This window comes from Aeromonas popoffii, from assembly GCF_000820025.1.
In the GTDB taxonomy this organism is placed as follows: Bacteria; Pseudomonadota; Gammaproteobacteria; order Enterobacterales; family Aeromonadaceae; genus Aeromonas; species Aeromonas popoffii.
In genome coordinates, this window is sequence record NZ_CDBI01000011.1 from 1 (window position 1) to 25,615 (window position 25,615).

A 25,615-nucleotide genomic window follows, 5' to 3' on the forward strand; every position below is an offset into this window, starting at 1 on the left:
CGTTCGCGATCTTGCCCTGTGAACGAAGTGAAGCTCAACGTTTACCGGGAAAACTAAATTCGGTTTCTGATTTTCTATTGCACGAATAGTATTTTAGAAATCTTCACTGCCATTTGTTGGGCTTCGCTGTGCTCAGCACCAACCTACACGAAGTGACGCGCAACATTTAGCGTGAAAGCTAAATTTGATTTGGTTGTTGGTTTTGCATGGTCAAAATTCATCTTGTTTTGGAGATCATATCTCCCGTTTGTTGGGCTTCGCTGCGCTCAGCGCCAACCTACAACATATCCCAAGCCGATTATTCCCGACCCGAGTCACTATTAATGGCCCAATCTTGGGTAATCCATCCTGCGGCGATATGGCGATGAATGGAGGAGTAAGGCCAATCGACTGGTTTGGCACAATAACCATGTTTGACCGGATTGAAGTGGATGTAATCGACATGGGCTTGCAGATCTTTGTCATCCCGGATCAGATGTTCCCAATAGCGGCGTTGCCAGATGCCGCGTTCCCGTTTTCTGAGTCGGCTCTCCCGTATCCGCTCTGTTTTGGCGAGCCTTCGTGAAAAGCCTGCCTTGATCAGAGACCAGCGCATAGGATAGTCACTGTCATCCGGCGGTAGTTGCCAAATGGCATGGAGATGATCCGGCATCACCACCATGGCAATCATCTCGAAGGGATGTTGCTGTTTGACGTGGCGGAGCACTTCGCGCAGCAGGTCGATATGACGTACCAGCAGATCCTGCTGTCGATCAGCCAAGTTGACGGTGAAGAACCAACATGCCCCGCTGTTTATTGCTCGGCGATAGCGCATGGCTCTCCTTTCCGGTATCGGGGTGATATATCAGGTTTGTTCGGTTGCACAAAATGAGAACCAACTAACCGAGGGCACGCGTGTTGGGCTTCGCTGCGCTCAGCGCCAACCTACGAAATGCATCAATCACTGTTCAAAACCCCACGCTACCGCCCGTGGATTACAGCTTCCAATATGCTCCATTAACCAGCGAGGGTAGCTACCCATCACTGATGAATAGGCACCGGACGGAAATGATAAGCTAATCGAATCTGGTCGCACCAGTCAAAAAGTGATGCAAATGTCAGTAATGACTGCTTTTTTGCGCTGGCTCAACAAATCGCACTGACTAGGTACTGGATTCCCATAGCCCTTGATTTTGTTGGGGTTGGCAGGCGTGGCGGGGAAGAGGGTGGCTGGATTGCCATTGGGCGACTCTGGTCGGGGTCAATCCCATTAACCCCATTAACGCCTCGACGTGGTTTCCAGACTGTGGGTCAGCCCACTTTTGGTATCGACGCCGATATGGGCCTTCATACCGACATACCACTGATTGCCTTTGGTAGTCTGGTGTATCTCGGGGTCACGCTCTCCACGCTTGTTTTTGGTGGAGCCAGGGGCCTCAATGATGGTGGCATCGACCTGCGTGCCTTGTTTCATCATGATGCCAGCTTTAAAAAACCACTGGTTGACGGCGTCACTGGGGTTGTACCACTGCTGTATGCGCAGCATGGTGCCGAGTGGACAGGGATGACGACCGTTGCCCGTTTTGGGGCAGATAGGTTCGATGAGACCGAACATTCCGGGCCATGGGAGCAGGGCGTTCATGCGAGCCAAACATATCTCTTTGCGGATTTTTCGGCGTTTACCATTGAACTCGCTATCTGCGAAGGTGATTCATACTGAACCTTATCCCCTGATGCTAATTGGGACTGATGATTTCACATCAGGGACTTGTTCGGTTCTCTTATAGGCATTCCGAAAACGTTACGATTTATGGTGCTTTTTCATGTTCAATTTCTTTGAATGTCACTGTCAATATAATTGGTTGTATTACCAGTAAAAAATGATCTAAGGTTGTTCTTTAAATTACCAAAACCTAAGGTAAATAAAATGATTAAATTAACAAAAACGGTACTGCTCGCAGGTATTATTGCTTCTGGCTCATTTAATCTACATGCCCAAGAAAATAAAGGGGCTGTGGATTTATCAAAATTCAGATATAGCTACGCAGAAATGCAGGAAATTGCCAGCCCTAAGTTGCTATCGCACCGTATTTTCTATGAAAAACCCTCTGCTGGTCCAGATGCAGCCTGGTTTGATGCGGTTAAACAAGGTGATTTGGCCACGATTAAAAAGATGGTCGAAGCGGGGCAAAACCTTGAGGCAAAAGACGAAGCTTCCTTGGGGCAAACCGCGTTAGGCTGGGCTGCGTTCATCGGCTATTTGGATATAGTCCAATATCTGACAGAAAAAGGTGCCGATATTCGTGCCACAGATAAAGCCGATGTCTACAATACTGTTAAATCTGCTGTCATGGGAAATAATGTAGAGGTTGTTCAATATCTGCATGAGCGTTTAAAGAACGAAGTTGACTGGAATGCCAAAGAAAAAGACGGTGAAACATTATTTATGATCGCTGCAGTAGATGGCAGGCTTGATACGGTAAAATATATTCTACAATTCAACCCGGATTTGAACGTCGTGGCGATTAATGAGAACCCTAAAATTAACGCGAGTCCTCTCAGCGGTGCGTGCGAACATGGCTTTACCGATGTGGCAAACCTGCTGATAGAAAAAGGGGCCATCAATCATAAAACGGGCAAGTCAAGCTGTAATTAAACAGCCTTAAAATTCCAAAATATTATTCTGCCTCGATAGGGCTCTGTCGCAATAATCGATTTTCAGTGCGGTAATTCCATCGGTTACAAGTTAAATGCCACAGAGCCCGTTTTTCGTACGGTTGGTCCTCAAGCCCAGGGCCGGATCCCACTTTATTATTGAACCTTTCATCTGACCGCGATCTGATCTCTATTACTCATATATACCCATTAAGAGCCGCTAACAAAATCGAGTTGATTCGAACGATGCCAATTCCCATCGAGCAGGCATGACATGAAAAATCATCAGTAAACAGCTCTGGAAATCCTTGCGCCACTTCTGCCTGCCCCCCCAACAGCCTTCGCCACGGGGGCCGTCCACGCCTCAGCAGAAAGGTGGGTGTCCCAGGTTTCACTTCCTCGCCTTCGTGCCCCAATTTATCGCCCCCGATGCGCCGCAGAAGGCGCTGGCCTTCATCGTGCTGGGCTGCATCTTCAATTTCAATGGCATGATCTGGTGTCATCTGTTGGCATTCTCAACGGCCTATGCAAGTCGCAAGGTAAGGTTGCCAGCCCGGCTGGGAGCTTGTCTCAACCGTCTGATGGGGGGACTCTTCGTGGGGATCGGTATCAAGCTGGCGACGGAATGAGATTCTGCCATGAAAGACAACCGGGAATAGAAAAAGGCGTATCCCATCGCTGGAATACGCCTTTTTCTGCACTGTAGCAGGTCTGATCGAGATCAGTTCATGCCGGATTATCATACTGCCTGTCTAATGCTGTTTAGCGTTGTCCATGGGTAATGCTATCCGATTGATTTGTATCTTTTAATTATCCATTCTTGTCTAAAGCTATCTTAAGGGATGTAAGACAGGTGTGGGTTAAAGTGTGGGTTCAAAATGGCAATGTCAGATTTTCGGGGGGATTACCGGTCTCACCAGTTCGGTATGACTAAGCAGAACCTGTGCTAGATCGATTCGATTCTGGAAAATATCTATCGTAGGAGTAGCCAAGGTTCGACGGCGAGACCGGTGTCCTCTGTCGAGCATGGGAAAGCCACATTGATTGCATAGCCATGCTTTTGCAGCATGGCCGCCTTAAATACCTCATCTCACAGCCGGGCTCGGCGCACAGTGGGGCGAACTGGAATCAGTTCGCCAAGTGAGTGAGCTTTTTCGGGGTGTCTACGGAGTGCTGAGTACCTCAGTTTGAGAGGTTCTGTGCGGCATTGTCTCGTTAAGCGTCATGCTTGAGTCCTGCTGTTGATTCAGCATTACCAGAGACTGTGTATGCCGCTCCTTCCAGAATGGCTGGTCTGGCCAGCGGGATTCCGCAGCATAGAACAAGCAGGTATGTCGCAGGTAGGCTTGGCGTACGTGCTGTAATCGCGAACAGTAATCGGCGTGCAAGACCATGTTGCCGCGAAGGGAGGCGGCAATTGCCTGGGCGCCCCGCAAACCGGTGTACAGGGCGTTGAACAACCCCTGGGAAGAGAGTGGTTCCATCGCGAGGGCTGCATCACCAATGGCTAGCCATTGTTCTCCCCCAAACCTTTCCAGATAGGCCCCGCCCGCTGCATAGGCCTGCAATTCAGTCCAGTCCGAGTTGGCATCGCACCATTCGCGCATGTACCGAGTCATTGCCAGCTGCTGAGCCCATAGCTGTGGCTTTCGCTGGATGTGGGCCGCGAACTCCCGCTGCACGTGTAGGCCGAGTACCCGGCGATTGCCGGGGACCGACGCGCTATACCACCATCCCACAGAGGCTGATTCCACCAAGCTCCTTTGGTCTTGTCCTCGGTCTTGCCCCCAGGCATATAGCGCGACCAGCGGCGTGTCCTGATGGCGTGGGACTCGCAGGCGGCGAGCAATGATGCTGCTGCGGCCGCTGGCTTCTACTAGAAAGCGCGATGAAAGGATGCGTCCATCAGACAGGCCAACTTGCCACAACCCGCCATCGCGTCGGACCGTTTCTATTCGGAATGGCTCGTGGACAGCGCCCGAGGCCAAGGCCGCTTGGTGAAGCGCAAGGTCGAAGCCTTCGCGTTCCAGATGCCAGCCCATACCATTCGGGTCCCGGATAAAGTCTGTACAGACTAGGTCTTCACTGCCCCATGCCGAGAGATTGCCATGGCAAGGGCATGCGTAGCTTTGCTGCAAGGCGGCTAGCAAGCCGAGATCGCGCAACAGGGGGTAGGCCGCACCGGGCAGGCTTTCGCCTGCCCGAATGCCGGAGCGAGGAGGGGCCACAATGCAGACTCCGAGGCCCCTTTCAGCCAACCATTTCGAGCAGGCCGACCCAGCCGGGCCGGCCCCCACGACCAGGACATCCCACGTCGTCATGGCTTGAACACCTCATTGAACGCCTCGAGCTGTTGGTGGCTGAGCCAGCCGGCCCGCAGGAGCTGGTGGTTTTGCTCGATACTGCCTGCCAGCGTGTGGTCGAACAAGGTCCCCATGTGTGGCGACTGCTCCGACTCGCCGGGCAATGTCGCGACAAACATCACGGCGGGAAAGTCCGGATCGTCTTCAATGCCGGGTCGGGCCTCGACCAGAGCCATTTCGCCAAACTGGTTGATCATGTTCAGCATGACCTGCGGCGGCTTGGCGGGATTGCTCAGAGTGCCCAGAACCGGGGCCAGCCAGTTGTCGCGTTGTCGGAAGGCGAAAATACGTTCATCGCGAGGCAGACTCGTGTCCATCACTTTGAGGTAGTTGCGCAGGCTGAGTACTTGATTGGGTACTCGGGCCGGCCAATACGTCGGCAGGTACGGGTCGTACTTGATGTCGTAACCCGAGCGGCAGAAGGCGGAGTCGCCCTGCCAGGGTAGGGCCATCCAGCGAGTGAGGCCACCTGCAGGTTGCGCATACACGGGACCGTCGGGCTGTAGGGCGATCGACTGGGTCAGTTTGCTACCGTAGTCGCTGGGGGCCGTTTGTTCTTTCGGTAGCGCGCGGATCCGGAACGGCGCACGGTACAGGCTGGCATGACGCATGATCCATGGCAGCTCGCAGCCGGGATGGAAGGCATCGGCCAGGCAAAAGTGCAGGGCTGCCTTGTCGAGCATGTCCGGTTGCTCCGCCAGAGGAACTTGACTCAGCTCGCGGGCGGGCTCCTCCTTGGGAGGCCAGTCGCACTCGAAGTCGCCGGATGCCCAGCGTTGCAGGAGCTTGCTACGAACCTTAGACATGGACAGATACGCGCTTGGGGAAATTGGCTTGTCTCGGTCCGGGGCCGAGGTTGGGAAGTCGACATCCCCGTACTGCCAAGGCCAGCTGCGTGGGTCCACCGCGGTCTGGCCGGAGAGGCGGAAGCTGTTGTAAATGATTTGGCGAAGCTCATGGTATGGATCCTGGTCGACACTTTCCGGCCAATGGGCCAGTTTGGCAATCAGCTTAGGATCGTCGAAATCGAACTGCCCGCCCTTGCCGAAGAGAGTGGCGTAGCCTTGATTCACCCATTGCAGGTTGCTAAGGCGTTGCAGGGCGGGGAGGACATCTTTGCTGAACGATACTTTTTCTGGGAAGGGAAGCCAGCCGCTCTCGATGTAAGTGTCCATCAGCAGGTCGTAAAGGGTGCGCCAGCCAATCACATCTGGTGCAAAGTTCGGCGGAGCGACCACCACCCAGGCATCGTCGACCGGGATGTTCTGCCCGTTAAGGTAGACAGTGGCGGAAACCGGGCCGTCCGATACGTCGTCATACCAGTCGGCCGCATTATTGAAACTGTCCGGGGCAGTCGGGTCGTAGATTGGACGCCCCTCGGGCGATGCGGAACGCCCATGACCGCCGAGCACCAGCAGACGGCCCTTGTCGTCAGTGCGCAGCTCGCCCAGTGGGACGTTGACGCCCATGAACTGTCCGCTGTCGAAGTGGTATTCGGGTCCTTGCTTATTGATCCCGGAGATGTGGCGTTCGCCCGGGTCGATCACCAGGCAAGAGCGGTCGTAGCCTTGGAGGTTCGGGTTGCGCAACGGAACGGCCAAGGTGGCTGAATCCGGAATATCCATCGGTTGCTTGAATTGGTACCACTGAGCCTTGCGATTGGCAAGATGTGCGTGCCAGTGGATGTCCGCTTTGTCAGAGGTCAGCTCGTCGACGACCTCGCCGGCGGCGTTCAACCCATAAATACGGAAGATCGCAGCCTGGCGTTTGAGCGCCCCATGGTGGTCCCGGTGCTCACCCGCCATGGTCAGTTCCGGATGCACTACCTCCGGGCCGAGGAAGTAGCCATCTGGTTCGGTACTGGTACCCACTCGAGCGATACCGATGCCAGGATGAATGGCCGCCCGTACAATCGGACCACGTGCCGATGGCCAGATGGCGGCCGAGCGGGGCGTTTCCGGTTCGCCGAGCGGCTGGCCATTCACATCGCGGCGCAAGGTGGCGGAAGCCTGGTAAACCACCTTGCGGGCAGCGGCGATGCTGCCGACCGGTTCATGCTCCAGCAAGGTACGCCATGGGTTGAAAGACAGGGTCTCGCCATACTCGGTCTGCCCACGGGCCAAAATATCCTGTTGCGGCAGGATCAGTGTGGCCACGTGAATGGGGGCGGACTCTTTCTCACTCCACTCTGTCATCGCCTGATCCAGTGGCATGGACAGGGGGTCGATTTGCAGCTGGACCATGAAACGGAGTCGGGCCTCGCCGTTGGCTAGGCGTTGCTGTAGGTCCCGCTGGAGATAGCCAGGGTCCTGCAGGTCAGGTTCGGTTCCTTCAGGAATCCATTCCGGTTCCAGTTTGTATTTGCAATAGCGCTTATCGCCGAAACGGAACGGAATCACGCTCCACATCTCGGATGCAAGGACGGTCGGGACCTCTTTCTTCATCGCCTTGAGAATGCGGTCTGTTTCCGGGTGCTCCGCCAGCCATGCGTCATGATCCTCTTTCGTGTTCAGCGAAGCCCGAGTGAACTCACACATTTGCTGCGCGTTGTCGACAAAGAACACGTTCATGTTCTGCAGGATGAAGTCGGCCGTTGGGGCCGCCTCGTCCGGCGATAGTAGTTTTGTGCCTACGACGTCAAACAGCTTGATGCCAATTCCAACCGTGCTTTGGTAGTCCGGTAAGGAGTCTTTGATGTCGCTGGAGAACCGTACCCATGCCGGGTAAGACTCCCTTTGACCGAAGATGCCGACACGCAGCGACTCCGGTAAATTCGGAACGATCTCGAAACGCCCATGAGCCACGCCGTGCAACCGCAAGAAAACAGGACGTCTTGCTGGACATTGGCCCTGTTGGATCCGCCCGTACTGTACCTGATCGACGAACATCTCTTTCAGGCTGGTGATGGGGTCGATCTGGCAATTTCCATTGGGGGATTTCGGACTATTCATTAGCACTTCACCTCGCTGGGAGCATCTGTGGGTAAAGCCATGAGATAACGAGTCTCCTTCGAAAAGCGGGGTGAGCGGCAAGCTCATGGCAGGGGTGGCTCTGACACCACCTCCTACAGGGTAGTTTCATATGGAAATCTTGCGTGTGGAGTTTTTGATCTTTTTTTGGGTTGGAAAATACAATAGGGTCATTGGGTCATTGGGTCATTGGGTCATTGCGTCACTCGCACTTGCAGATTGAATCGCCCCCCACTTCCCTAGATACCTCGTGAGCCTCGCTGGACTGGCCCACCTCCTGTAGGCAACCCTGCCCTATGATTTGAGCATGGGAGGATGTCCATGAGCACACAGCATTTCCCCCTTGAATTCAAAGAAGAAACCGTCAAGCAGTTCACTGAACGTGATGACTCTGTGGCCGAGGTTTCCGCCCGGCAGGGGGTTCCAGCCACAGCTTGTACAAATGGGTGCAAGCGGTCAGCCCAAATCACTCGGAGAAACAGGCCGCCGAGTTGATCGAGGCCAAGAGCGAAATCCTTCGCACTGGGGGGCAAATGAGTTGCACAGAGGAAGGGCGAGATATTCTAAAAAAAGTCGCGCGGTACTTTGCCAGGGAGTCCGAGTAAGGTACCGCTGCATGAACGAACATCGACATACCTGGCCGCTGATGACCATGTGTTGCAAGTTGCCCGTGCCGGTTTTTACCAATGACTGCACCGACCCGAGTCTGACCATGCCAAGGAAGATGCCAGATGGCTGGCGTTGATCCGCGATTCCTGGCGGGCTAGGCTGTGTTCTTAAAGTGATGAAGATATAATCTCACATCTTCTCAACAGCTTAAGACCTATGCAGTGTCCCGTCGCTATCAGTTGACCGATGCACAATGGGGGCTTATTGAACCCCTTTTCCATATCACCGCATAAGCGGACGCCCTACTCGCGAGCCACGCCAGGTGCTCGATGGCATTCTCTGGATACTCCACACCGGTGCTCCTTGGCGAGATTTGCCAGAACGTTTCTGCCCATGGAGTTCGGTCTACAACACCTTTCGACGTTGGCAGAGTACAGGCCGCATCGATGCCATCCTTGAAGCGCTGCAACGGCATCTCAATGTGAGGAAGGTCTTATCGACTTCGACCAGTGGTGCATTGACGGCCCCAATGTCAGGGCATCCAAAGATGCTGCTGGAGCGCGTAAAAAAACACTCAGGTAAATCAATCTCTTGGTCGATCACGTGGCGGTTTTGGCAGCAAGATTCACTTGGTCACTGATGGTCATGGTTTGCCGCTGGGGTTCTGCCTTTCGCCGGGGCAATCAGCGGAAATCAGATATGCGACAAGTGCGTTGGCCATGGCAAGGATACCGACTTCATCAGGCCGTTATCGCACGCGGGCAACGTATCTTGCCGCAGATAAGGCCTATAGCAGCAGGGCTTTGCGGGCCGAACTCCGGCGTAGAAGGATAAAAGCGGTCATCCCGCAACGTAGCGACCAGCAGCGGCACCATAAGGGGCGTCCACTGGTATTAGACAACGCTCGTTATCGCAGGAGAAATGTGGTCGAGCGGTGCTTCGGATGGCTGAAGAAGTTTCGCCGATCCTCAACGAGGTATGAAAAGCTGGCGGTAAGTTTTGCAGCTTTTATCAAGCTGGCTTTCTGCCTTCGTTACTTGCGGGAACTATTGGTGGACAGAAAACCAGCACTTTGAGAACACAGCCTAGGCATGGCTATGGAACAGCAAAGGTGTAGCACTATTAGGATCAGTTATTTAGACCGGGCGCATTACCAGCAGTTCGGCCGCCTGATGTAGACTTTTTTTCTGGAGTCAGTATTTTTGATAGGGGAAATAGCCAGCCTAGCAGTGGCTGGCTCAGAAAGGTGGGTGTCCTTAATTGTTTCGTTACACAGCCAAGTTAAAAAGTGTAGCGTAACCAGGCAAAGAGGACGTTGCCATTATTTTTTGACCCCGGGATATAGGTAAATTGCGTGCTTATTTGCTTATAACTCGCAGAAAAAAGTGGTAACACAAGCGGCAGAGGGATGTAATTACCCATATCTTTACGTGCAGTTACCCCTGCCGTAAACCCTAAACCTAGACGAACATCTTCATCGTCATCCATATACCATCCTTTTTCCCACCCATAGCCGACAACCGGTTGCCAGTGGTTATGGGAGTCTTTAAACATCATGGAATACAGTGCATGCCAGTTACCCTGTTCGTCATAGCGTGATATGCCGATGCCGCCCCCCCATGGCATTTCATTGTAATGATCTGTCTCATCGTATAGCAGGCGGTTATGCCAACTAAGAAAAGGCAAATACAGTTCGTAATGTTGTGGCTCTTCCTTCGTTTTTACTACGTTGTTGGTAAAGGTATCCCACCAATGAAGGTTATTTTCTGTATCATTAGTGGGTGACGCCGCATGGAGGGTAGTCGTCGACAAAAGTAACACCGACCCTAAGCCGACAAGATAACTTCGCATATGAAACCTGTCTGATAGAAGGGAAGTATCGACGTATCATAGGACAAGTTTTTCCGCTGTCAAGGCTGGGTGTCATTTCATGTCGTAATGCCTCCAATCAGTTGAAGTGGTGGACGTTCTCATGGATTTCAAAAGAGTGGGAAAAAGATGGTTTACGGGCCTGGCGCTTGATGCGCGTTCTGGGCGTCAGGTTGTGACGCTCGATACGCTGCGTGAATATTTTCACGGTCAGATGTCTCTCGCGTGCGACGGCTCTGGCGTTGCTTCCCCAGTTATCACTGGTGATAAAGTCAAGTTGGAAGGGAGCCAACAGGCTCAATAATCGACGGCATGTGTCATCGCTGCGCTGGCCAGGGTGTAGGCAACAACACATGTTCTTTGGGTATCAAAGGTATAAAAAATCCAATGTCGATGTTTTTTATTGCCAATATAGGCCTATTACTCATCCAGTTCACCAATAAGCGACACATCATCCAACACAACCTTTTCGGTAGTTACGTGCCTTGGTGCGAGTTTTTAAGGTGCGCAGGACGGAGTTAATACCAATGTTGAGGACGCGAGCTGTGTCACGGGCACCTGAGCCGTTGAACACCATCTCGACAATCTTCGCTTTAACGCCAGGTTTACACGCGTCATATAAGTGAGCTGAAAAACGTGGGGATAGGCAAGGGTCTTACCGTGGCGATATACGCGGTCGGAGTGGCAACGAGGGCAGTGAACCATGCCATAAATAACTGAGTCTCAAAATCATCACCATGCCTTATCAACAGAACGGAGGCATGACCGGATGTTTAACATTACCCCGATATGGGGATATTATCACTGCAATGATGATATATGCATTAGGTTTTGAGTTGACATTTTCTTTCTAAATATATGTTTATTTATTTCGCTGATAAGTACGTCTTTATTTACCGGTTTGGTAATGTAACCATTCATACCATGTGACATATAGTATTGTTTGGATTCTGGCATGGCATCAGCAGTTAACGCAATAATGGGAATGTTAGCCCAAGGTTTTGAGGATTGTCGTATCTGGGTGGTAGCCGCCAAGCCGTCCATGACAGGCATCTGGACATCCATCAATACCAGATCAAACGTAGCTTGTGTCAACTTTGTTAATGCTTCTTCTCCTTGTATCGCCAGTGTGACCTGATGGCCGACAGAATCGAGCATGGCACCTATTACCTTGCGATTAGTGGCATTGTCATCCACTAGCAAAATACGATAGCTCTCCTGATTAACTGACTTGGAGGGTAAGCAAACAATGGAAGGTATGGTCGCTTGGGCAGGCCAGATATAGGTGAAGGTACTTCCAAATCCATCTTGACTCTCGACCGAGATATCGCCTCCCATTAAACGCGCGAGATTGCGGGATATTTCCAGGCCAAGGCCGGAACCACCATATTGACGGGTAATGGAAACATCGGCTTGGGAGAAGCGTTGAAATAGGTTTTTTATCTGATCCTTGCTCAAGCCAATACCTGTGTCCTGGATTGAAATCCTGATCGAATGGCAGTCTTTATCCAGTGGCCGACTATCTATGTTGATATTGACCTCACCCTGATGGGTAAATTTGATGGCGTTGCTCAGGAGATTGAACAGTATCTGACGTACCCTCAGGGGATCCATCATCAGCCATTCTGGTGTCTCAGGGGCCAGCGTCAGGTTTAGTTTGATCCCCTTTTCGTCGCAGCTACTCTGCATCAGCACCCGGATATCTTCCAAAAGATGAGGTAAATGATGGGGTGCGAGGAGCAGTTCGATCCGGCCCTCTTCCAACTTGGAAATATCCAGAATGTCATTGAGTAGTCCCAGCAGGTGGTTGGCCGATTCCCGAGCAGTCTCCAGATAGTCCCGTTCCTTGGGGGCCATTTCTCTATCTGCCAGCAGTGACAACATGCCAAGGATGCCGTTCATGGGGGTGCGGATTTCGTGACTCATATTGGCCAGAAAACTACTTTTGGCCCGCTGACCGGCTTCTGCTTCACGGTTGGCCTGGAGTAGCTTCTCGTTGAGTTGCTGCATCAGTTTGTGGTGCAGATAGGATGTGTTCATTTGGCGCCATATGAGCAGGGCCAGCACAAACAGCAAGGCAAACTGCAATGTAGCGATCAGTGTGGTTGTGATGATCTGCTCTCGCACTCCATCGCGCCGGATGACGTCGAATAAGGTCGCCTGCTGGTTGACCTCCAGTGTCAGTTGATGAAGCAGTGGGAGCAGTTGTTCCAGTTCTTGGTTTAACTGTTGATGCGCTGTCTGGTCCAGTTGTGTGACCTTATCTGGTCCAAGCCAGATATCGGCCAGAGCAATGTAACTGAGGATCGCCTTGCTGGCCTGTTGGTATATCTGGGTCTCTTGCAACAGGGTGCGATCCTTACTCTCCAGAATCAGGTCCATGCGACTAACCATGATGTCGTACCTGAGCTGAAACTTAGCCTGTGAGTCATGCTGCAGGGAGTTTTGAAAGCGCAACGCCTCGTTGTAGAGCTGAAAATAGTTCCACATGACGTTGTCTTCACCTTGGGTGGTACTGCGATGAAGGTCCTGGAATTGCCGATACTGGATGGTGCCAATACCGGCAAAGGCCAGCAACAGGACGCAGAGCACCACGAACAGTGATCGCTGACTCGCAGCTATGGATCGCATGATATACCTCACTCCACCTTGATCTGGCTGATCTGCCAGATGGCCCGACCGTAGTAGAGCTTGTTGCGAAGCTCAGGATATTGATCAAAGGGATAGATGAGGAATAGTGGCCCTTTGTCGCGTACCGAGAGGGGTTTGCCATTGATGCTACGGGCCAGGATCACTTGGTATTGGCTGGCATCGCTGGCGGGTATCTGGACGGAATAGTCATTGAGGGCGGTGATGGTTAGCTGCTTGCCATTGGCGCCGACCTTGGCCAGTAGGTCACTGAGCCGCGGACCCCGGAAGGTTTTCTCCTCGTCGTACCAAGGGGTGTGGGTCTTGATTTCGTATTCGGGCAGTTGATCCAGCATTGCACTATCCCACAAGGCCAATTGCTGGTAGTTGGGCTGAGTGATGCTCCCTTCTACTCTGAGCAGGGCATTGTCGGGGGAGGGGGTGGCCTGCACGACTCCGCAGAGGGTGGCCAGAAGCGGTGCGACATACAAGGTGAATTTCATATCTTCCTCCATCAATCCGTTCGAAGCTGATACTGGCAATGGTGAGCATCGGCAAGGGAGAGTAAGCAATATACGGGCCGATCTGTGAGAAACGCCGGTTTGCGGCTTGGCCGGGCAGGGAGGTAGGAGATTGGTTCCAGTTTCATTGCACTTTGCAACAAAAGGCGGATTCATGTTGCAAATTAGTAACTAAAATGGGGGTTGGTGTCTCAGGTGGAGCTTTTTATGGGCGATAGATTAGGAGCTTATGGGGCTTATTGATCCGGCACAGCCTTTGCATTGCTTCAACTGTCGTGAAAGTGAGCTGTCTAGGTATAAACAAGGAGCTGAACATGGAAAGTATGACTTACACCCTCAATGACACCCAAGTCATCGCACTGGAGAATGAATTCGATGCGATGGCAGTCAGCGAATTACGGCCTTTGTTCGAGCGGTTATCAGAGTACTCTGGTGATGTACTAGCCGATCTTCGTGACGTTCATTTTATTGATTCATCGGGTATTGGGGCCCTGGTCTTCCTGTATAAAAGATTGCTTATGAAAGGTCATCGTCTGGAGCTTATTTGTGGCCCAGGTCAACCCCATGACCTATTGGAAATGTTACATATAGACAGAGTCATCCCGTGCCATGAGAGTATCAAAGTTTATATGCTCTCTTGCGGCATGATGGCGGCAACATCATGAAAAGGTGGTGTACCTTGTGGATATGCTTGCTGATATCCGGCTGCGCCCAGTGGCCACCTGAAGGTTATGGGGGACTTGCCGAGGTAAGGCCTACCCTATTGCCACGGAACGAGGATGAACGGCGGATCTGGTTACATTATGATAAGCGTCAAAAGGAGCTAGATAAGCAGCTAGCCACATTGAAGCAAGCCAATCTGCGTGAGTGCATGCCCGCAGGGTTGAAACAGCTGCAATCTCAACGTGTTGACATCGTGCGGGATATGCATGGTCGACTCTGGTCAGAGGTTGCCTGGCGTCAGACGATGCTGGCACAATCGTTACAACAGGTACGTTTGCATCTGGAAGAGAGAGTCAGCGAAGGCTGTAGCACAGATTGGTCGGGGCTTCCCTTGCGTCAGTGGAGGCACACGTAACAAGCAAAAGGATGTTTATGAATCGGGGCGCTATCAAAGGATTGATTTGTTTTGTTTTCTTGTTGTTTGCCTGTCCGCTGCTGGCGACCACCTTGTTGGCTCCCGGGGATCGACTGGCGATAGTGCAGCCAGGGGAGGCCGCTTTTGACCAGCCTTTCCAGATAAACAAGCAAGGGGAAGTGAAACTCCCCGAGGTGGGTGTTGTGGTGGTGGGGGGGAAAACGCTCCAGCAGGCGGATGAGATTATCCGTACTGCCCTCAAGCCCATCTACAATAACCTCTCACAATTGACTGTCACGCTATTGGAAAAGCGCCTGCTCATTAGTGTTATGGGGTATGTCAAAAAGCCAGGCAGCTATGATCTGGCACCCGATGGCAATGTACAGATGGCGCTCGATGCGGCTGGTGGTTTGGTGCCGGGTGCCCAGCTCAACAACATGCAGGTACGTCGTGGCGATACCGTCTCCAACTTCGACTACAAGCACTATCTCGATACCGGCGATGCCAGCTTGCTGCCCCCGCTGCAATCCCTCGATGTGGTGTTCGTGCCAGCCTCTCCTCTCATCGGCAACGTCCAGATTGATTTTGATGCTGCAACCCTGGCGGCAGGGGGGGATGGTGACACCGGCAAGGCTATCAAGGTCTTTGGCGAGGTGAACAGCCCGGGTGCGTTCAGCTTTAAAAGTGGCAACTCTATCGTCGATCTGCTGATGCGGGCCGGAGGGGTGACTCGTTTTGCAGGGGTGGAGCGGATCCGGGTGATCAATGGCGATGCCCCCGAGTTGTTCGATCTCAAAGCCTACCTGGACTCGGGTAACAATAAGTTGCTGCCCACTCTGGCCCCCGGGGCCACCATCTTCATCCCCAAGGATGAAGAGCAAATCAAGCGGGGGGCTCGCACCATCTACATCATGGGAGAGGTGTTCAAACCTGGCGCCTATGAGGGGCGGGAGGGGGACTCCTTCCTCGACATATTGGCCAACGCTGGCGGTCCGACCCGCTATGCCGAGAGTCGCCAAATCCGCTTACTGCGCACCGATGGGTCGGTCGAACCGATCGATCTGCAGGCTTACACCGAAGGTACGCAAAAGGCGCTGCCTCAAATCAAACCCGGCGACGCGATTTTTGTCCCGGAAAAGACCGATATTAACGAGAAATCCTGGTTAAAAGTGGCGCCCGGACGGGCGGTGATGGTGATGGGGGCGGTACGTATCCCGGGTCGTTATGAATGGTCTGATGAGATGTCTCTGCTTGATTTGATTGCCCATGCCGGTGGCCCCAATGAGCGCGCCGACATTGCCAAAGTACAGATCCTGAAGGCGGATGGGGGGATGGCAACTCCGACCCTCTTCGATCTCGACAAGTTTCTGCATCAGGGGGGCGCGCTCGCCAGCCTGCCAACGATCCATGCCGGCTTTACCATCATGATCCCCGAGCTGCCCACCGATCCCAGCGACAACAAATCTCAGTGGGTACGCCAGTCACCGGACAGTTCCATCTATATATTCGGCCAGGTTGGCGCTCCCGGTCGCTACGCTTTCAACGATCAGATGGGTTTTATCGACATACTCTCCGCGGCCGATGGTCCTAGCGCCATGGCGGACTTGCGCAATGTACGCATCGCCCATCGCAATGGTAGTACGGCACGGGTGAGCAAGCTGGATCTGGCCCTTTACTTCGAGACCGGTGATGAAACCCTGCTGCCCAAGGTGCTGCCAGGTGACTCCATTTACTTGCCGGAGAAAAACCGCCCCTGGCTTGATGAACCCAAGGAGGACACCATCCGGGTGCTAGGGGCTGTTGCCCGACCCGGCCGCTATCGCTTCAATTCTTCCATGACCCTGTTGGATCTGCTGGCGGAGGCCGGTGGGCCAACCAGCTCTGCTTACATCAAGAAGATTGTGGTGATTAACATGGCTGTGAGCGGGCAGGGGGATCAGGCTCGTACCTTCGATCTGGACGGTTTTGCCAAGGAGCCTGATTTCAGCAAGCTACCGGTGCTGCGGGTAGGAGACACCGTCTTCATCCCCGATAGCAAGAGCAGTAACTGGGCCATCTTCATGGAGGGAATGCGGGACATTCTCACCACTATCTCGGTGGTCGCTCTGATGGGAACCCTGTGAGATGAGCATTCCAATCCAGTACCTTGAGCTGGAGTCGCTCTATGCCGCCACCCTGGGTCGTGGGATCCGCTCATTGGCGGTGACCTCGGCCGAAGGGGGAGAAGGGGTCAGCACCATTTGTGAGGCGCTGGCCCGGCGAGCAGAAGCGGATGGGCTCAACACACTGCTGGTGGATCTCAACCTGTATCACCCCGGTCGCCCCGCAACCCAGGCCTGGGGGCCCAACGATGTACCGGAGCCGCTGAGTCGGGGCCACTTCCTTGCGGTGCTGCCGGCACCCGGTAAGGATTTGATGGCTTTTCGCAACAAGGATACCCTGCGCCAACTGCTGGTTCGCTGGCTCGAACATTATGACGTGGTGCTCTTTGATACTTCCCCCCTCAATGCCCTCAACCGGGGCAATATCCCGGCAGATCAGGTCTGCGGGGCTTGCGAGGGCGCAGTGCTGGTTGTGTTGGCCGGGGTTACACCGACTGCCATGGTGCAACGTGCCGTGGACAAGTTGACCCGGGCCGAGGCCAACCTGATGGGTGCCGTGTTTAACGATCGCCTTAACCCCGGGCTTGCCAGCGAGATCTTGCGTGAGCTCAACCGGCTGCCGAACAACCGGCTGACCGAGTGGCTCAAGCGTTGGTGCCGGCGCAGCGCCCTGCTCAATTTCAGGATCTGAGGGAGTGCCTATGGAAGAGTGGTTGCGATCTGCCCCCGCTACCCTGCAGTCGGTGCGCGAACTGCGCGGCCGCTTGGCACAGGGGTTGGCGCTGTTTCAGGTCCCCTCCCAGGATCAGGCCAACTGGCTCCTCTGCTTCAGCGAGTTGGCCACCAATGTCGTGCGGTATGCGGAGCCGCCGGCTCACCACCTCTGGCTCACTTTGCAACAGGATGAATCTGGATTAAGTCTTCTGCTTGACGACGATGGTGGCCCCCAGCCTAACCTCGTTGCGACACAACTACCGGACGAACTGCAGGAGGGGGGGTACGGTCTGGCTCTGGTATACCGGCTGTTTGATGAGGTGAGCTTTAGCCACCAAGGCAATCGTAATCGCGTGATGTTGCGGGCCCGTGGCTGTGCCAGGCAGGAGCCCGTAGTGGCGGTGATCGACGACGACAAGGTGATGCGTACCTTGCTGACCGGGTATCTTCACGGTCAATATCGGGTCGAAAGCTATGCCGATCCTCTCACAGCCCTGCAGGCGCTAGGGCGCCAGCCCCCGGCTCTGGTGCTCTCCGACATCGAGATGGAGGGTATCGACGGCTTTGGCCTGCGTCAGCAGCTGATGAAGGACCCCAAGATGCGCGGTGTGCCCTTTATCTTCCTGACCGGTCATCAGGATCAATGGACCCAGAGCAGGGCCGGCGCGCTCGGCATAGATGATTTTTTGACCAAGCCCATCACCAAGCAGGCACTGTTGCTGGCTGTCTCCCGGGTGTTGCAACGCTCGGTCCAGCTCAAGTCTCAGTGGGGGGATCAGCTGGATCAGCGGATGACCTCGGCCCTGCGTCCCTTGTTGCCTGCCAGTCGTATCCATGGTTATCAGCTGGCATTACAGACCCGAGCCGCCGCTGTGGGCGGGGGGGATTTTCTGCTGGTCAGGGAGCGGGTGCTCTGGCTTGGGGATGTGATGGGGCACGATGCTGAGGCCAAGTTCTTCGCCCACGCCTATGCTGGCTATTTGCGTGGTCTGCTGACGGCCCAAAGCGAGCAGTGCTCACCCGCCCGGCTGTTGACAACGCTCTCCACTGCCGTCCATAGCGATCCGTTGCTTGGGGCGACCCTGCTCACCACCCTCTGCATTGAACTCGGTGAAGAGGGATGGGTCCGCTGGGCCAGTGCGGGACACCCGGCGCCCTGGCTAATAGGAACGGATGGGATGCATCAGCTTGGCGTCACCGGGCCATTGCCCGGCCTGCGACCGGATCCCCATTTCGAAACCTGCGAGCACCGGCTTCTTCCGGGGGAACGTTTGTTGTTCTGGACCGACGGGTTGCTGGAGAGCCGCAATGCTGTCGAGCGCCAGCAGTGGGAGGTGCAGTTGCAGCAAATCTGCCTTAGCCACGAACCCAACCTGGATCGGTTGACTCAGCGTATCGCCAACTGGTTTGACGACAGAGCTGACAGTGCACCGGATGACATGACCCTGCTGCTGATTGCCTGTCCCTCCCCCTGATCCTGTTCTCTCCCAGCCAGGCTGGCCCGTTCTATGCAATAACCTGCTGGATGTGGCTTGGGGCCACAAAAGGAGAACATGTATGTTGCCAACACAGCAGGTTTGGCTTGCCATTGATGCCCGTCAGGTCGGCGGGATCGAGGTTCACATCACACACCTCGCCAGCGATCTGCTGGCAAGGGGACTGGGGGTCACCATAGTGCTGGTAGCCGACCACGGTATGACCCCTTTTATCGCGTTGCTCCGGCGGGCTGGGTTGCCATACAGGGTGTGCCGCAACAGCCGGGATTTCATGCGGCAGCTGGCTTGCCAGCCGGGATCCGTTCTGCTTCATACCCACGGTTACAAGGCCGGAGTGCTCGGTCGGCTTACCGCCTGGTGTAGCGGCAAGCAGGTCGTTTCTACTTTTCACAGTGGTGATGAAGGGGAGGGCTGGCTGAAGTTCTACAGTTGGCTGGATCGTCTCACCGCGCGTTTTGCGAAGTGTATTGCAGTCAGTGAGCCAATCGCTCGCAGATTGCCTGTGCCAAGTACGGTGATAAGCAACTTTGTGCCCATGCCGACGACTCCGGCATCGGTTGCAGGTAACCGGGTGGCGTTTGTCGGCCGCCTCTCCCCGGAAAAGGGACCAGAAGCGTTCTGTCAGTTGGCCGCCTTTTGCCCGGATGGGGAGTTTCATCTTTACGGGGATGGCCCCATGAAGAGCGCCTTGTGGCAGCAGTATGGCGATCGCGTGCAGCTTCATGGCTTTCAAACCATGGCCCATGAGTGGCATAACATAGACCTGCTCTGTATTACCTCCCGTTTTGAAGGACTGCCTTTGGTTGCCCTTGAGGCGATGGCTCATGGCATCCCTGTCTGTACCTTTGCGGTGGGCGGCTTGGTTAACCTGATTGATCACAAATCAAATGGTTGGCTGGTAGAGCCCGGCCATGTTCGTGACATGGCGGAGCTGGTCAACTACTGGCTGCGCAGCGATGAGACGGCTCGTAGCAGAATGAGTCAGGCGGCTCGCAGAACCATTGCCAGGGGTTACAGCGTGAACCACAGAGTGACCGATATTCTGGCCGTCTACAGTGCCTGAAGAACGGGTGGTTTTGGCCATAATGCCAGTCAGTTAAGAGAATGTGAGTCCCAACCTGAGAGGGATAGGGCCAAAGAGTGAGGGAGGCATGATGCCTCCCTCTTTTTATTGGATACCCGTCAGGGCAGGGGGTTCAGCCAAATGGACTCTTTCACCCTGGCGCGGCTCCTGTTATTCAACATTTCAAATATTCAGTCACAATAAGAGCCGCTAACAACACAGCTCAACCAAGTGCAGGCAGATAAGGGCACATGCCTGCGTCTGCAAGCGAGATGGGTATCCAGCGTCGCTCGAAACGCAGACTCCGCTTGCCAAAACCGGCGAGCCACCATGAGTTCGCGCGATGATCCAGAGTGACGATCCCATCGCGCATTGCGCATTGCTATCGATGCCTCGCCGGCAATGGGAGTCTTGATCCCCCGTCGCCTCCGATAACCACAGCAACGGCGAACGTCATATCCCTTGTCTGCGGGTAGCTTGTCATGCCGACATCGTGGCCAGCTATGTGGGGCTTGGCATCGTTCGAAGCAGCACAGATTTGTTAGCGGCGCGACATGCTTACCTGGCGGGCATTATGGCTTTTGCCACTCGTTTTTATGTGATGGGGCATGGTTCCTTGCTATCGGCCGGCCCTGACACCGCTCGTTGCTCAAGGTGACATGAGCGCCGGCAATATTGATGGGTAGCGATATGACGGCGTTCAAGCCGTCGCCTCGTGCACGACCACGTCGGATGCTTCATAAAAAAGGCCATTGCAGTGGCAATGGCCTGAGGCTGTTGATGAGGTGGGTGGCGGGATTAGCGCCCCTTCTTGCCAACCATGATGGCGATCGTCTTGCCGATGATATGCACATCCTGCACCAGCCAGCGCCAGGGATGGAGCAGCGCGACCGAGTAGGCAAGGTCGAACGCGAGCTTGCTGCGCACATCATCCAGCGACTCATCATAGCCCTGATTGACCTGAGCCAAACCTGTGATGCCGGGAGCCACCCCATAGGTGCGTTCGATAAAGAAAGGCACTGCCTCTTCCAGCCGGTTAGCGATCCCGGGCCGCTCCGGACGGGGACCTATCAGAGACATGTCGCCCTTGAGTACGTTGATAAACTGCGGCAGTTCATCGAGCCGGGTTTTGCGCAGAAAGTCACCGCTGCGGGTGATCCGGCTGTCCCCTTTGCCACACCAGACCGGCCCCGTGGCCGCTTCGGCGTCGGCGCGCATGGTGCGAAACTTGATCATGAAAAACAGTTCGGTATGGCTTTCGTGGCTGCGTCCGATCCGCAACTGGCGAAAGAACACCGGACCCGGGCTATCCAGCCGGATAGCCAGCATGATCAAGGGCCACAGCGGCAGCGTTAACAGCAGGCCGAGACTGGCACCCACCAGATCCATGATGCGTTTGATCACCAGTGTTGCTGTTGGAATTGGGTGTTTCATGCTGCTCTCTCCTGTGTGGTGGGGTGTACCAGCATCCGCAGGCCGTAGCGCAGGGTGCCGATGCCGTTGTACCAATGTCCGAGTACCAGATAGTGGATCTTGCGAAACAGAGTGGGCCAGCTGTACAGGGGGGTCAGATGGATTAACGTGACCAGCAGATACCCCAGCAGTTGCAGCACCAGCAGCGCCTGAAACAGCATGGATTGCGTTGCCAGCGGAATCGCACACAGCCACAGCAGTGTCAGGCACAGGGGCATCAGTACCCGTAGTCCCTTGCCACTGGCAAAGTTGAATGCGACCCAGCCAAATCTGGGGTGCAGCAGAGGCAGCAGGCGTAGCAGCTGCTGTGTGTTGCCAGCACCGATACGCTTGCGCCGTTGGGCTTCCAGCAGGGCATCGGATACCTCGAGCTCCAGGGCTGAGCAGCGATTGTCATAGACCGCCTTGTATCCCTTGGCGATGGCCATCATCGGCAGCATGAAGTCATCGTTGATGGTATCTGCGGCCAGCGGGGTGAGGCACTCCCGACGCATCATGTAAAATGCCCCGTGGGCGCCCAGCATGCTGCCAAGGGCTGATTCGCACAGCTTGATCTGGCTCTGGTAGTGCCAGTAGCTCTCTTCCCCTTGGGAACCGGGCTGCCAGAAGCGATAAGCCTCGCCCACTACCCCGATCTCTGGGTCCTGAAAATGGGCGACCGCCAACAGCAAGCTGTCTATGGGGAGTAGGGCAGAGACATCGGTGAGGGCCACAAGATCGCTTTCAATATGGGTCATTGCCTCGTTGAGTACCGCCACCTTGCCGCGATTGCAGGGGTGGTCGAACAGACGGATGTGCAACTGCTGCAGTGCAGGATCGCCTAACTGGCAGAGGGCTATGGGGTAGCTCTCATCACTGCAGCCATCAAAATGCAGATGGATGGAGAGTTTGTTGGCCGGATAGTCGAGACTGGCAAGATTCTGCAACTTGGCCGCCAGGGTCGCCGCCTCGTTGTAGATGGGCATCACCAGGGTAATGGTCGGCAGCGCGGCGTCGCTGGCCTCGGCCTTGAAGCCACGTTGCACCGGGAGCGGGGGGGTGACCCGCCCACCTGCGCGCTTGCCAACATATTTCAGCAGCAGGGGGTAGCCGACATGGTGGTAGACCACCAAAGCTGCACATAGCCAGAACAGGATCATTATCCACACCATGGGATACTCCTTTGTCGAAGGTTACCGTCAGTTCAACGGACGTACAGCGCTTGATAGGCATGAGCCATCTGGCTCAAACTGCCTTGCTCGCAGACAAATGCTCTGGTGGCTGCGCGCAGGCCACAAGACTTGAGCAACCCTTGTGCCAGAAGTTGAGCCAGTCGGATGGGATCGCGTTCTTCTAGCAACTGGCCGCTCGCTGGACAGACGATATCTGCCGCCGCGCCCACCGCACTCATGACCACGGGGACGCCACAGGCCTGGGCCTCCAGCACGCACAGGGGCATCCCTTCTGCCAGCGAGGGGAGGCAGAAGAGATCCAGCCCCTGGTAGAAGCGGGGCATCTGCTCGACCAGACCGAGAAAGTGGACCCGATGGGCGATCCCCAGCTGTTGGCACTGCTGCTGCAATGCATTTTGCAAACTGCCCACCCCGGCCAGTGCAAGATGCACCTCATCGGGCAGTGTGGCCATGGCGTCCAGCAGCAGGGCGTGGCCCTTGACGGTTTCGAGGCGGGCGGCGCAGCCGATGAGCCGGACGCCGAGCGGCAAGCCCAGGGTCTGGCGAGCCAGCTCGCTGGCGCCGGGCGTAAAACGCTGCTCATCGATGCCGTTGGGGATCACCAATGGGGTCAGCTTGCCGAGCCTTGCCTGCAACTGATTGGCGACCGGGATGGCGTCGGCCACCAGGATAGGCCGGAAGGCATGCAGCCCAAGGCCTGCGAGCCTGCGTTGACGAGGATCGTCCAGATACCAGGCGTCATGTTCGGTATGCACCAGGGTTGGCACCCGGGCCAGCCGGGTGGCGAGTCCGCCATAGAGCAGAGGGCCCAGATGATGGGTGTGTACCGCTGACGGGCGCAGCTTGCGCAACAGACGGATGAGACGATAGAGGGTGGCGGGCGACCAGCCGGCTGGCTTGTCCAGGCAGTGGATCCCCTCGGCAAAGGGACGCAGGGCTGGCCAGGCTGCCAGCAGCGTGTCTTTTGTGCCCTCCAGTGAGATGATGTGCATGGGCTGGTGGCACTCGTTGGCCTGGCTGAGGTTGAGCACCATGGTTTCCAGTCCCCCGGGTTGCAGGTGCTGGACGATTTGCACGATGGCGGACTGTAGGGATACTGAAGGGGCTGGTGAAGTGAGCATTTGCATGGTGTTCTCCTGTCCTGAATGGAGCACGCCTTCGCCCCGTAGCGGTGACTATGCGAATCCTGTACCAACACTGGTCGGGGGCGTATGAGAATTGTGCCCGCTTTCTATCTACTGGCACCGCCCTTGCATTTGATTGTATGCCTTAGCCGTCTTGTCGGGAGTGACATCATGCCAACCCAGTTTTACTACAACCTCTACATCATTCTCTTCGCCGCCTGGCGGCGCCGCTATCTGATCCTGATGCCCATCTTGATCATGCCGCTGGTGGGGGGGGCGATCGGTCTGATGACCCCAAAGATGTACGAGAGCCGCACCACCTTTATGGTGCCGCAGGACTCCAATCAGGCCTCGACCCTCAAGGACCTCCTCACCCAGGAGAGCCTTAAAGATCGCTTTGCTGTATTGGAGGCCATGCTGCGTAGCCGCTATGTGATGGACGGGGTAGCGCGGGATCGGGGGCTGGTGAATGACGACACGCCTCCCGCCAAGCGCGATGCCATCATGGATTGGCTCTCCACTTCGGTGTCTATCCAATTGATCGGAGACGAAGTGATCGAGCTAAAGGTCAAGGCTGACTCCGCCGCCAACAGTGCCGGCCTGCTCGAGGCCATCTCGCGCCGTTTCTTTTTCAACCTGCTCAACAAGGGACGTCAGTCAGCCGAGTCCTCCGAGCGTTTCCTGCAAAGCCAGCTCGACAGCCGTCGCACTGAGTTGCAGGGGGCCGAGCAGTCGCTGGCCGACTTCAAACGTGAGCACGCCAGCGCCCTGCCAGCGCAGCAAAATGCCAACGCTGCACGGTTCTATGGTCTCAAGGATCGTTACGCCGAGAGCCAGCTCCAGCTGCAACAGGCCAAAGCCCAGGTTGAGCAGTTATCCCTTGGTCAGCAAGGGCCTATGGCTCGCAGCCTTGAGGAGAAACTGCAGCAGATGCAGACCGAACTGGCGCTGCTGCGGGTACGTTACAGCGACGAACACAGCCAGGTGCAGACGCTGCTCTACCAAATTGGCCAGTTACAGCAGGAGCTGACGCGGCTCAAGAGCAAGCCTGACGCAGCCATAGGGCCCGAGTGGGAACAGGCCAAGCGACAGCTGGCCGAGGCTGAGCAGAACGTCGCCGGTTTGCAGGCGCAACTCAACGAACTGACCGGGGTAGTGGATTCCCAAGGGGATACGGAGCGCCAGCTGGCGGAGCTGGAGCGTGACCTTGAGGTCAAGCGCACCCTCTATCAGGATCTGCTGCTGCGCTACGAGAAAGCCAAGGTGACCGGGGCGCTCGGCAGCTTCGAGCCTGGCGAACGGATCAAGGTCATCGACAAGCCGTTTGCGCCTGGCAAACCGAGCAACTACCCGCTTTGGTTGTTTCTGGTCGCCGGTGTGGTGGGGGGGCTGGGGCTTGGCTGTGGTCTGGCCTTGCTGACCGAGCTGGCGGATACCAGCCTGCGTCGCGCCGATCAGTTGGCAAACCTGGTCAATGCGCCTGTGCTAAGCCGGATCCCCTATTGCGAGCCCGCACAGGGCTATCCAGCCAGCAGTGCTGGTCAGGTACTGCCATTGGCATAAGAGCCGGGCTGATAGCCGCGAAGGCTGGCGCAATGCCAGCCATCCTGAACTTGCATATTCCTGTTAAGGCCTCGTGATGAGGCCTTTTTTATAAGGTGTAGTCAGCTTCTTGGCCAGCTACGCCATTTGATATGGTTTGCATAGAGCGCCATGCAGTTGTGTTTATAAATATGAGGTTTGGTGGCACATTTTAATTCCGTTTCTTGACTGTGGTTTTACGCAGTGATACAACTGGAA

18 protein-coding genes and 4 pseudogenes are annotated in these 25,615 nt (G+C 55.3%); 10 read left to right on the forward strand and 12 right to left on the reverse strand.

The window, feature by feature from the left end; all coding sequences use genetic code 11:
* Nucleotides 1-298: 298 nt before the first annotated feature.
* Together BN1129_RS01890 and BN1129_RS01895 are read right to left on the reverse strand one after the other, a co-directional pair.
* Complete coding sequence (locus BN1129_RS01890; RefSeq protein WP_042034127.1) at nt 299-814, reverse strand: REP-associated tyrosine transposase; 516 nt, start codon at nt 812-814, stop codon at nt 299-301.
* Between the two features lie 453 nt (nt 815-1,267).
* Nucleotides 1,268-1,690, reverse strand: a pseudogene (locus BN1129_RS01895) (IS5/IS1182 family transposase); the annotation flags it as partial.
* Nucleotides 1,691-1,906: 216 nt separating this feature from the next.
* On the opposite strand from BN1129_RS01895, the gene BN1129_RS01900 reads away from it, so the two are divergent.
* Nucleotides 1,907-2,635 carry an ankyrin repeat domain-containing protein gene (locus tag BN1129_RS01900; protein WP_042034128.1) on the forward strand — a complete coding sequence of 243 codons (729 nt, stop codon included), beginning with the start codon at nt 1,907-1,909 and terminating at the stop codon, nt 2,633-2,635.
* A 394-nt stretch (nt 2,636-3,029) separates the two neighbouring features.
* Nucleotides 3,030-3,263, forward strand: a pseudogene (locus BN1129_RS01905) (LysE family transporter); the annotation flags it as partial.
* A gap of 534 nt (nt 3,264-3,797) precedes the next feature.
* On the opposite strand, the gene BN1129_RS01910 reads toward BN1129_RS01905, so the two are convergent.
* Both BN1129_RS01910 and BN1129_RS01915 read right to left on the reverse strand, forming a co-directional pair.
* A complete protein-coding gene (locus tag BN1129_RS01910; RefSeq protein ID WP_052449300.1) occupies nt 3,798-4,955 on the reverse strand; it encodes an FAD-dependent monooxygenase in 1,158 nt (385 codons plus the stop codon).
* Nucleotides 4,952-7,948, reverse strand: coding sequence for a LodA/GoxA family CTQ-dependent oxidase (locus tag BN1129_RS01915; RefSeq protein ID WP_042034129.1), 2,997 nt, complete (start codon nt 7,946-7,948; stop codon nt 4,952-4,954). Before BN1129_RS01915 ends, BN1129_RS01910 begins: the two co-directional genes overlap by 4 nt.
* A gap of 634 nt (nt 7,949-8,582) precedes the next feature.
* On the opposite strand from BN1129_RS01915, the gene BN1129_RS24540 reads away from it, so the two are divergent.
* Complete coding sequence (locus BN1129_RS24540; RefSeq protein ID WP_422613988.1) at nt 8,583-8,711, forward strand: hypothetical protein; 129 nt, start codon at nt 8,583-8,585, stop codon at nt 8,709-8,711.
* Between the two features lie 85 nt (nt 8,712-8,796).
* Nucleotides 8,797-9,651 (forward strand): annotated as a pseudogene (locus BN1129_RS22020) (IS5 family transposase).
* 205 nt (nt 9,652-9,856) lie between these two features.
* On the opposite strand, the gene pagP reads toward BN1129_RS22020, so the two are convergent.
* The 5 genes and pseudogenes from pagP to BN1129_RS01935 form a co-directional block, all read right to left on the reverse strand.
* Nucleotides 9,857-10,426, reverse strand: coding sequence for a lipid IV(A) palmitoyltransferase PagP (pagP, locus tag BN1129_RS01925; protein ID WP_084204531.1), 570 nt, complete (start codon nt 10,424-10,426; stop codon nt 9,857-9,859).
* 97 nt (nt 10,427-10,523) lie between these two features.
* Nucleotides 10,524-10,855 (reverse strand): annotated as a pseudogene (locus BN1129_RS24545) (IS1 family transposase).
* A 40-nt stretch (nt 10,856-10,895) separates the two neighbouring features.
* Nucleotides 10,896-11,021: an IS1-like element transposase gene (locus BN1129_RS24550; RefSeq protein ID WP_422613989.1), complete on the reverse strand. Its 126-nt coding sequence runs from the start codon at nt 11,019-11,021 to the stop codon at nt 10,896-10,898.
* 224 nt (nt 11,022-11,245) lie between these two features.
* On the reverse strand, nt 11,246-13,075 hold the full coding sequence (locus tag BN1129_RS01930) for an ATP-binding protein (RefSeq protein WP_042034130.1): 1,830 nt from the start codon (nt 13,073-13,075) through the stop codon (nt 11,246-11,248).
* An 8-nt stretch (nt 13,076-13,083) separates the two neighbouring features.
* On the reverse strand, nt 13,084-13,575 hold the full coding sequence (locus BN1129_RS01935; protein ID WP_042034131.1) for a putative pterin-binding protein: 492 nt from the start codon (nt 13,573-13,575) through the stop codon (nt 13,084-13,086).
* A gap of 332 nt (nt 13,576-13,907) precedes the next feature.
* Here BN1129_RS01935 and BN1129_RS01940 point away from each other — a divergent pair, with 332 nt between their 5' ends.
* From BN1129_RS01940 to BN1129_RS01965, 5 genes are all read left to right on the forward strand, one after another.
* A complete protein-coding gene (locus BN1129_RS01940) occupies nt 13,908-14,258 on the forward strand; it encodes an STAS domain-containing protein (protein WP_052449301.1) in 351 nt (116 codons plus the stop codon).
* A 430-nt stretch (nt 14,259-14,688) separates the two neighbouring features.
* The gene (locus BN1129_RS01950; RefSeq protein WP_052449302.1) at nt 14,689-16,794 is read left to right on the forward strand and encodes a polysaccharide biosynthesis/export family protein; all 2,106 of its coding nucleotides are present in this window, start codon (nt 14,689-14,691) and stop codon (nt 16,792-16,794) included.
* Nucleotide 16,795: 1 nt separating this feature from the next.
* Complete coding sequence (locus BN1129_RS01955; RefSeq protein WP_042034135.1) at nt 16,796-17,464, forward strand: P-loop NTPase family protein; 669 nt, start codon at nt 16,796-16,798, stop codon at nt 17,462-17,464.
* Between the two features lie 10 nt (nt 17,465-17,474).
* Complete coding sequence (locus BN1129_RS01960; protein WP_042034137.1) at nt 17,475-18,962, forward strand: SpoIIE family protein phosphatase; 1,488 nt, start codon at nt 17,475-17,477, stop codon at nt 18,960-18,962.
* Nucleotides 18,963-19,044: 82 nt separating this feature from the next.
* On the forward strand, nt 19,045-20,046 hold the full coding sequence (locus BN1129_RS01965; protein WP_042034139.1) for a glycosyltransferase family 4 protein: 1,002 nt from the start codon (nt 19,045-19,047) through the stop codon (nt 20,044-20,046).
* A 798-nt stretch (nt 20,047-20,844) separates the two neighbouring features.
* Here BN1129_RS01965 and BN1129_RS01970 read toward each other — a convergent pair.
* From BN1129_RS01970 to BN1129_RS01980, 3 genes are read right to left on the reverse strand one after another with little or no spacing between them, the layout of a single operon-like run.
* Complete coding sequence (locus BN1129_RS01970; protein ID WP_042034140.1) at nt 20,845-21,480, reverse strand: sugar transferase; 636 nt, start codon at nt 21,478-21,480, stop codon at nt 20,845-20,847.
* Nucleotides 21,477-22,670, reverse strand: coding sequence for a glycosyltransferase family 2 protein (locus tag BN1129_RS01975; RefSeq protein ID WP_042034141.1), 1,194 nt, complete (start codon nt 22,668-22,670; stop codon nt 21,477-21,479). The genes BN1129_RS01970 and BN1129_RS01975 overlap by 4 nt, the downstream gene beginning before the upstream one ends.
* Before the next feature lie 32 nt (nt 22,671-22,702).
* Nucleotides 22,703-23,818: a glycosyltransferase gene (locus tag BN1129_RS01980; protein WP_244462998.1), complete on the reverse strand. Its 1,116-nt coding sequence runs from the start codon at nt 23,816-23,818 to the stop codon at nt 22,703-22,705.
* 168 nt (nt 23,819-23,986) lie between these two features.
* Here BN1129_RS01980 and BN1129_RS01985 point away from each other — a divergent pair, with 168 nt between their 5' ends.
* On the forward strand, nt 23,987-25,378 hold the full coding sequence (locus tag BN1129_RS01985) for a GumC family protein (protein ID WP_042034142.1): 1,392 nt from the start codon (nt 23,987-23,989) through the stop codon (nt 25,376-25,378).
* Nucleotides 25,379-25,615 lie beyond the last annotated feature (237 nt).

What these genes read in the sequence shown, in the direction of transcription:
- BN1129_RS01890 (WP_042034127.1), bottom strand. Translation starts at nt 814, where the DNA reads ATGCGCTATCGCCGAGCAATAAACAGCGGGGCATGTTGGTTCTTCACC.
- BN1129_RS01900 (WP_042034128.1), top strand. Translation starts at nt 1,907, where the DNA reads ATGATTAAATTAACAAAAACGGTACTGCTCGCAGGTATTATTGCTTCT.
- BN1129_RS01910 (WP_052449300.1), bottom strand. Translation starts at nt 4,955, where the DNA reads ATGACGACGTGGGATGTCCTGGTCGTGGGGGCCGGCCCGGCTGGGTCG.
- BN1129_RS01915 (WP_042034129.1), bottom strand. Translation starts at nt 7,948, where the DNA reads ATGAATAGTCCGAAATCCCCCAATGGAAATTGCCAGATCGACCCCATC.
- BN1129_RS24540 (WP_422613988.1), top strand. Translation starts at nt 8,583, where the DNA reads ATGAACGAACATCGACATACCTGGCCGCTGATGACCATGTGTTGCAAG.
- pagP (WP_084204531.1), bottom strand. Translation starts at nt 10,426, where the DNA reads ATGCGAAGTTATCTTGTCGGCTTAGGGTCGGTGTTACTTTTGTCGACG.
- BN1129_RS24550 (WP_422613989.1), bottom strand. Translation starts at nt 11,021, where the DNA reads ATGGTGTTCAACGGCTCAGGTGCCCGTGACACAGCTCGCGTCCTCAAC.
- BN1129_RS01930 (WP_042034130.1), bottom strand. Translation starts at nt 13,075, where the DNA reads ATGCGATCCATAGCTGCGAGTCAGCGATCACTGTTCGTGGTGCTCTGC.
- BN1129_RS01935 (WP_042034131.1), bottom strand. Translation starts at nt 13,575, where the DNA reads ATGAAATTCACCTTGTATGTCGCACCGCTTCTGGCCACCCTCTGCGGA.
- BN1129_RS01940 (WP_052449301.1), top strand. Translation starts at nt 13,908, where the DNA reads ATGGAAAGTATGACTTACACCCTCAATGACACCCAAGTCATCGCACTG.
- BN1129_RS01950 (WP_052449302.1), top strand. Translation starts at nt 14,689, where the DNA reads ATGAATCGGGGCGCTATCAAAGGATTGATTTGTTTTGTTTTCTTGTTG.
- BN1129_RS01955 (WP_042034135.1), top strand. Translation starts at nt 16,796, where the DNA reads ATGAGCATTCCAATCCAGTACCTTGAGCTGGAGTCGCTCTATGCCGCC.
- BN1129_RS01960 (WP_042034137.1), top strand. Translation starts at nt 17,475, where the DNA reads ATGGAAGAGTGGTTGCGATCTGCCCCCGCTACCCTGCAGTCGGTGCGC.
- BN1129_RS01965 (WP_042034139.1), top strand. Translation starts at nt 19,045, where the DNA reads ATGTTGCCAACACAGCAGGTTTGGCTTGCCATTGATGCCCGTCAGGTC.
- BN1129_RS01970 (WP_042034140.1), bottom strand. Translation starts at nt 21,480, where the DNA reads ATGAAACACCCAATTCCAACAGCAACACTGGTGATCAAACGCATCATG.
- BN1129_RS01975 (WP_042034141.1), bottom strand. Translation starts at nt 22,670, where the DNA reads ATGGTGTGGATAATGATCCTGTTCTGGCTATGTGCAGCTTTGGTGGTC.
- BN1129_RS01980 (WP_244462998.1), bottom strand. Translation starts at nt 23,818, where the DNA reads ATGCAAATGCTCACTTCACCAGCCCCTTCAGTATCCCTACAGTCCGCC.
- BN1129_RS01985 (WP_042034142.1), top strand. Translation starts at nt 23,987, where the DNA reads ATGCCAACCCAGTTTTACTACAACCTCTACATCATTCTCTTCGCCGCC.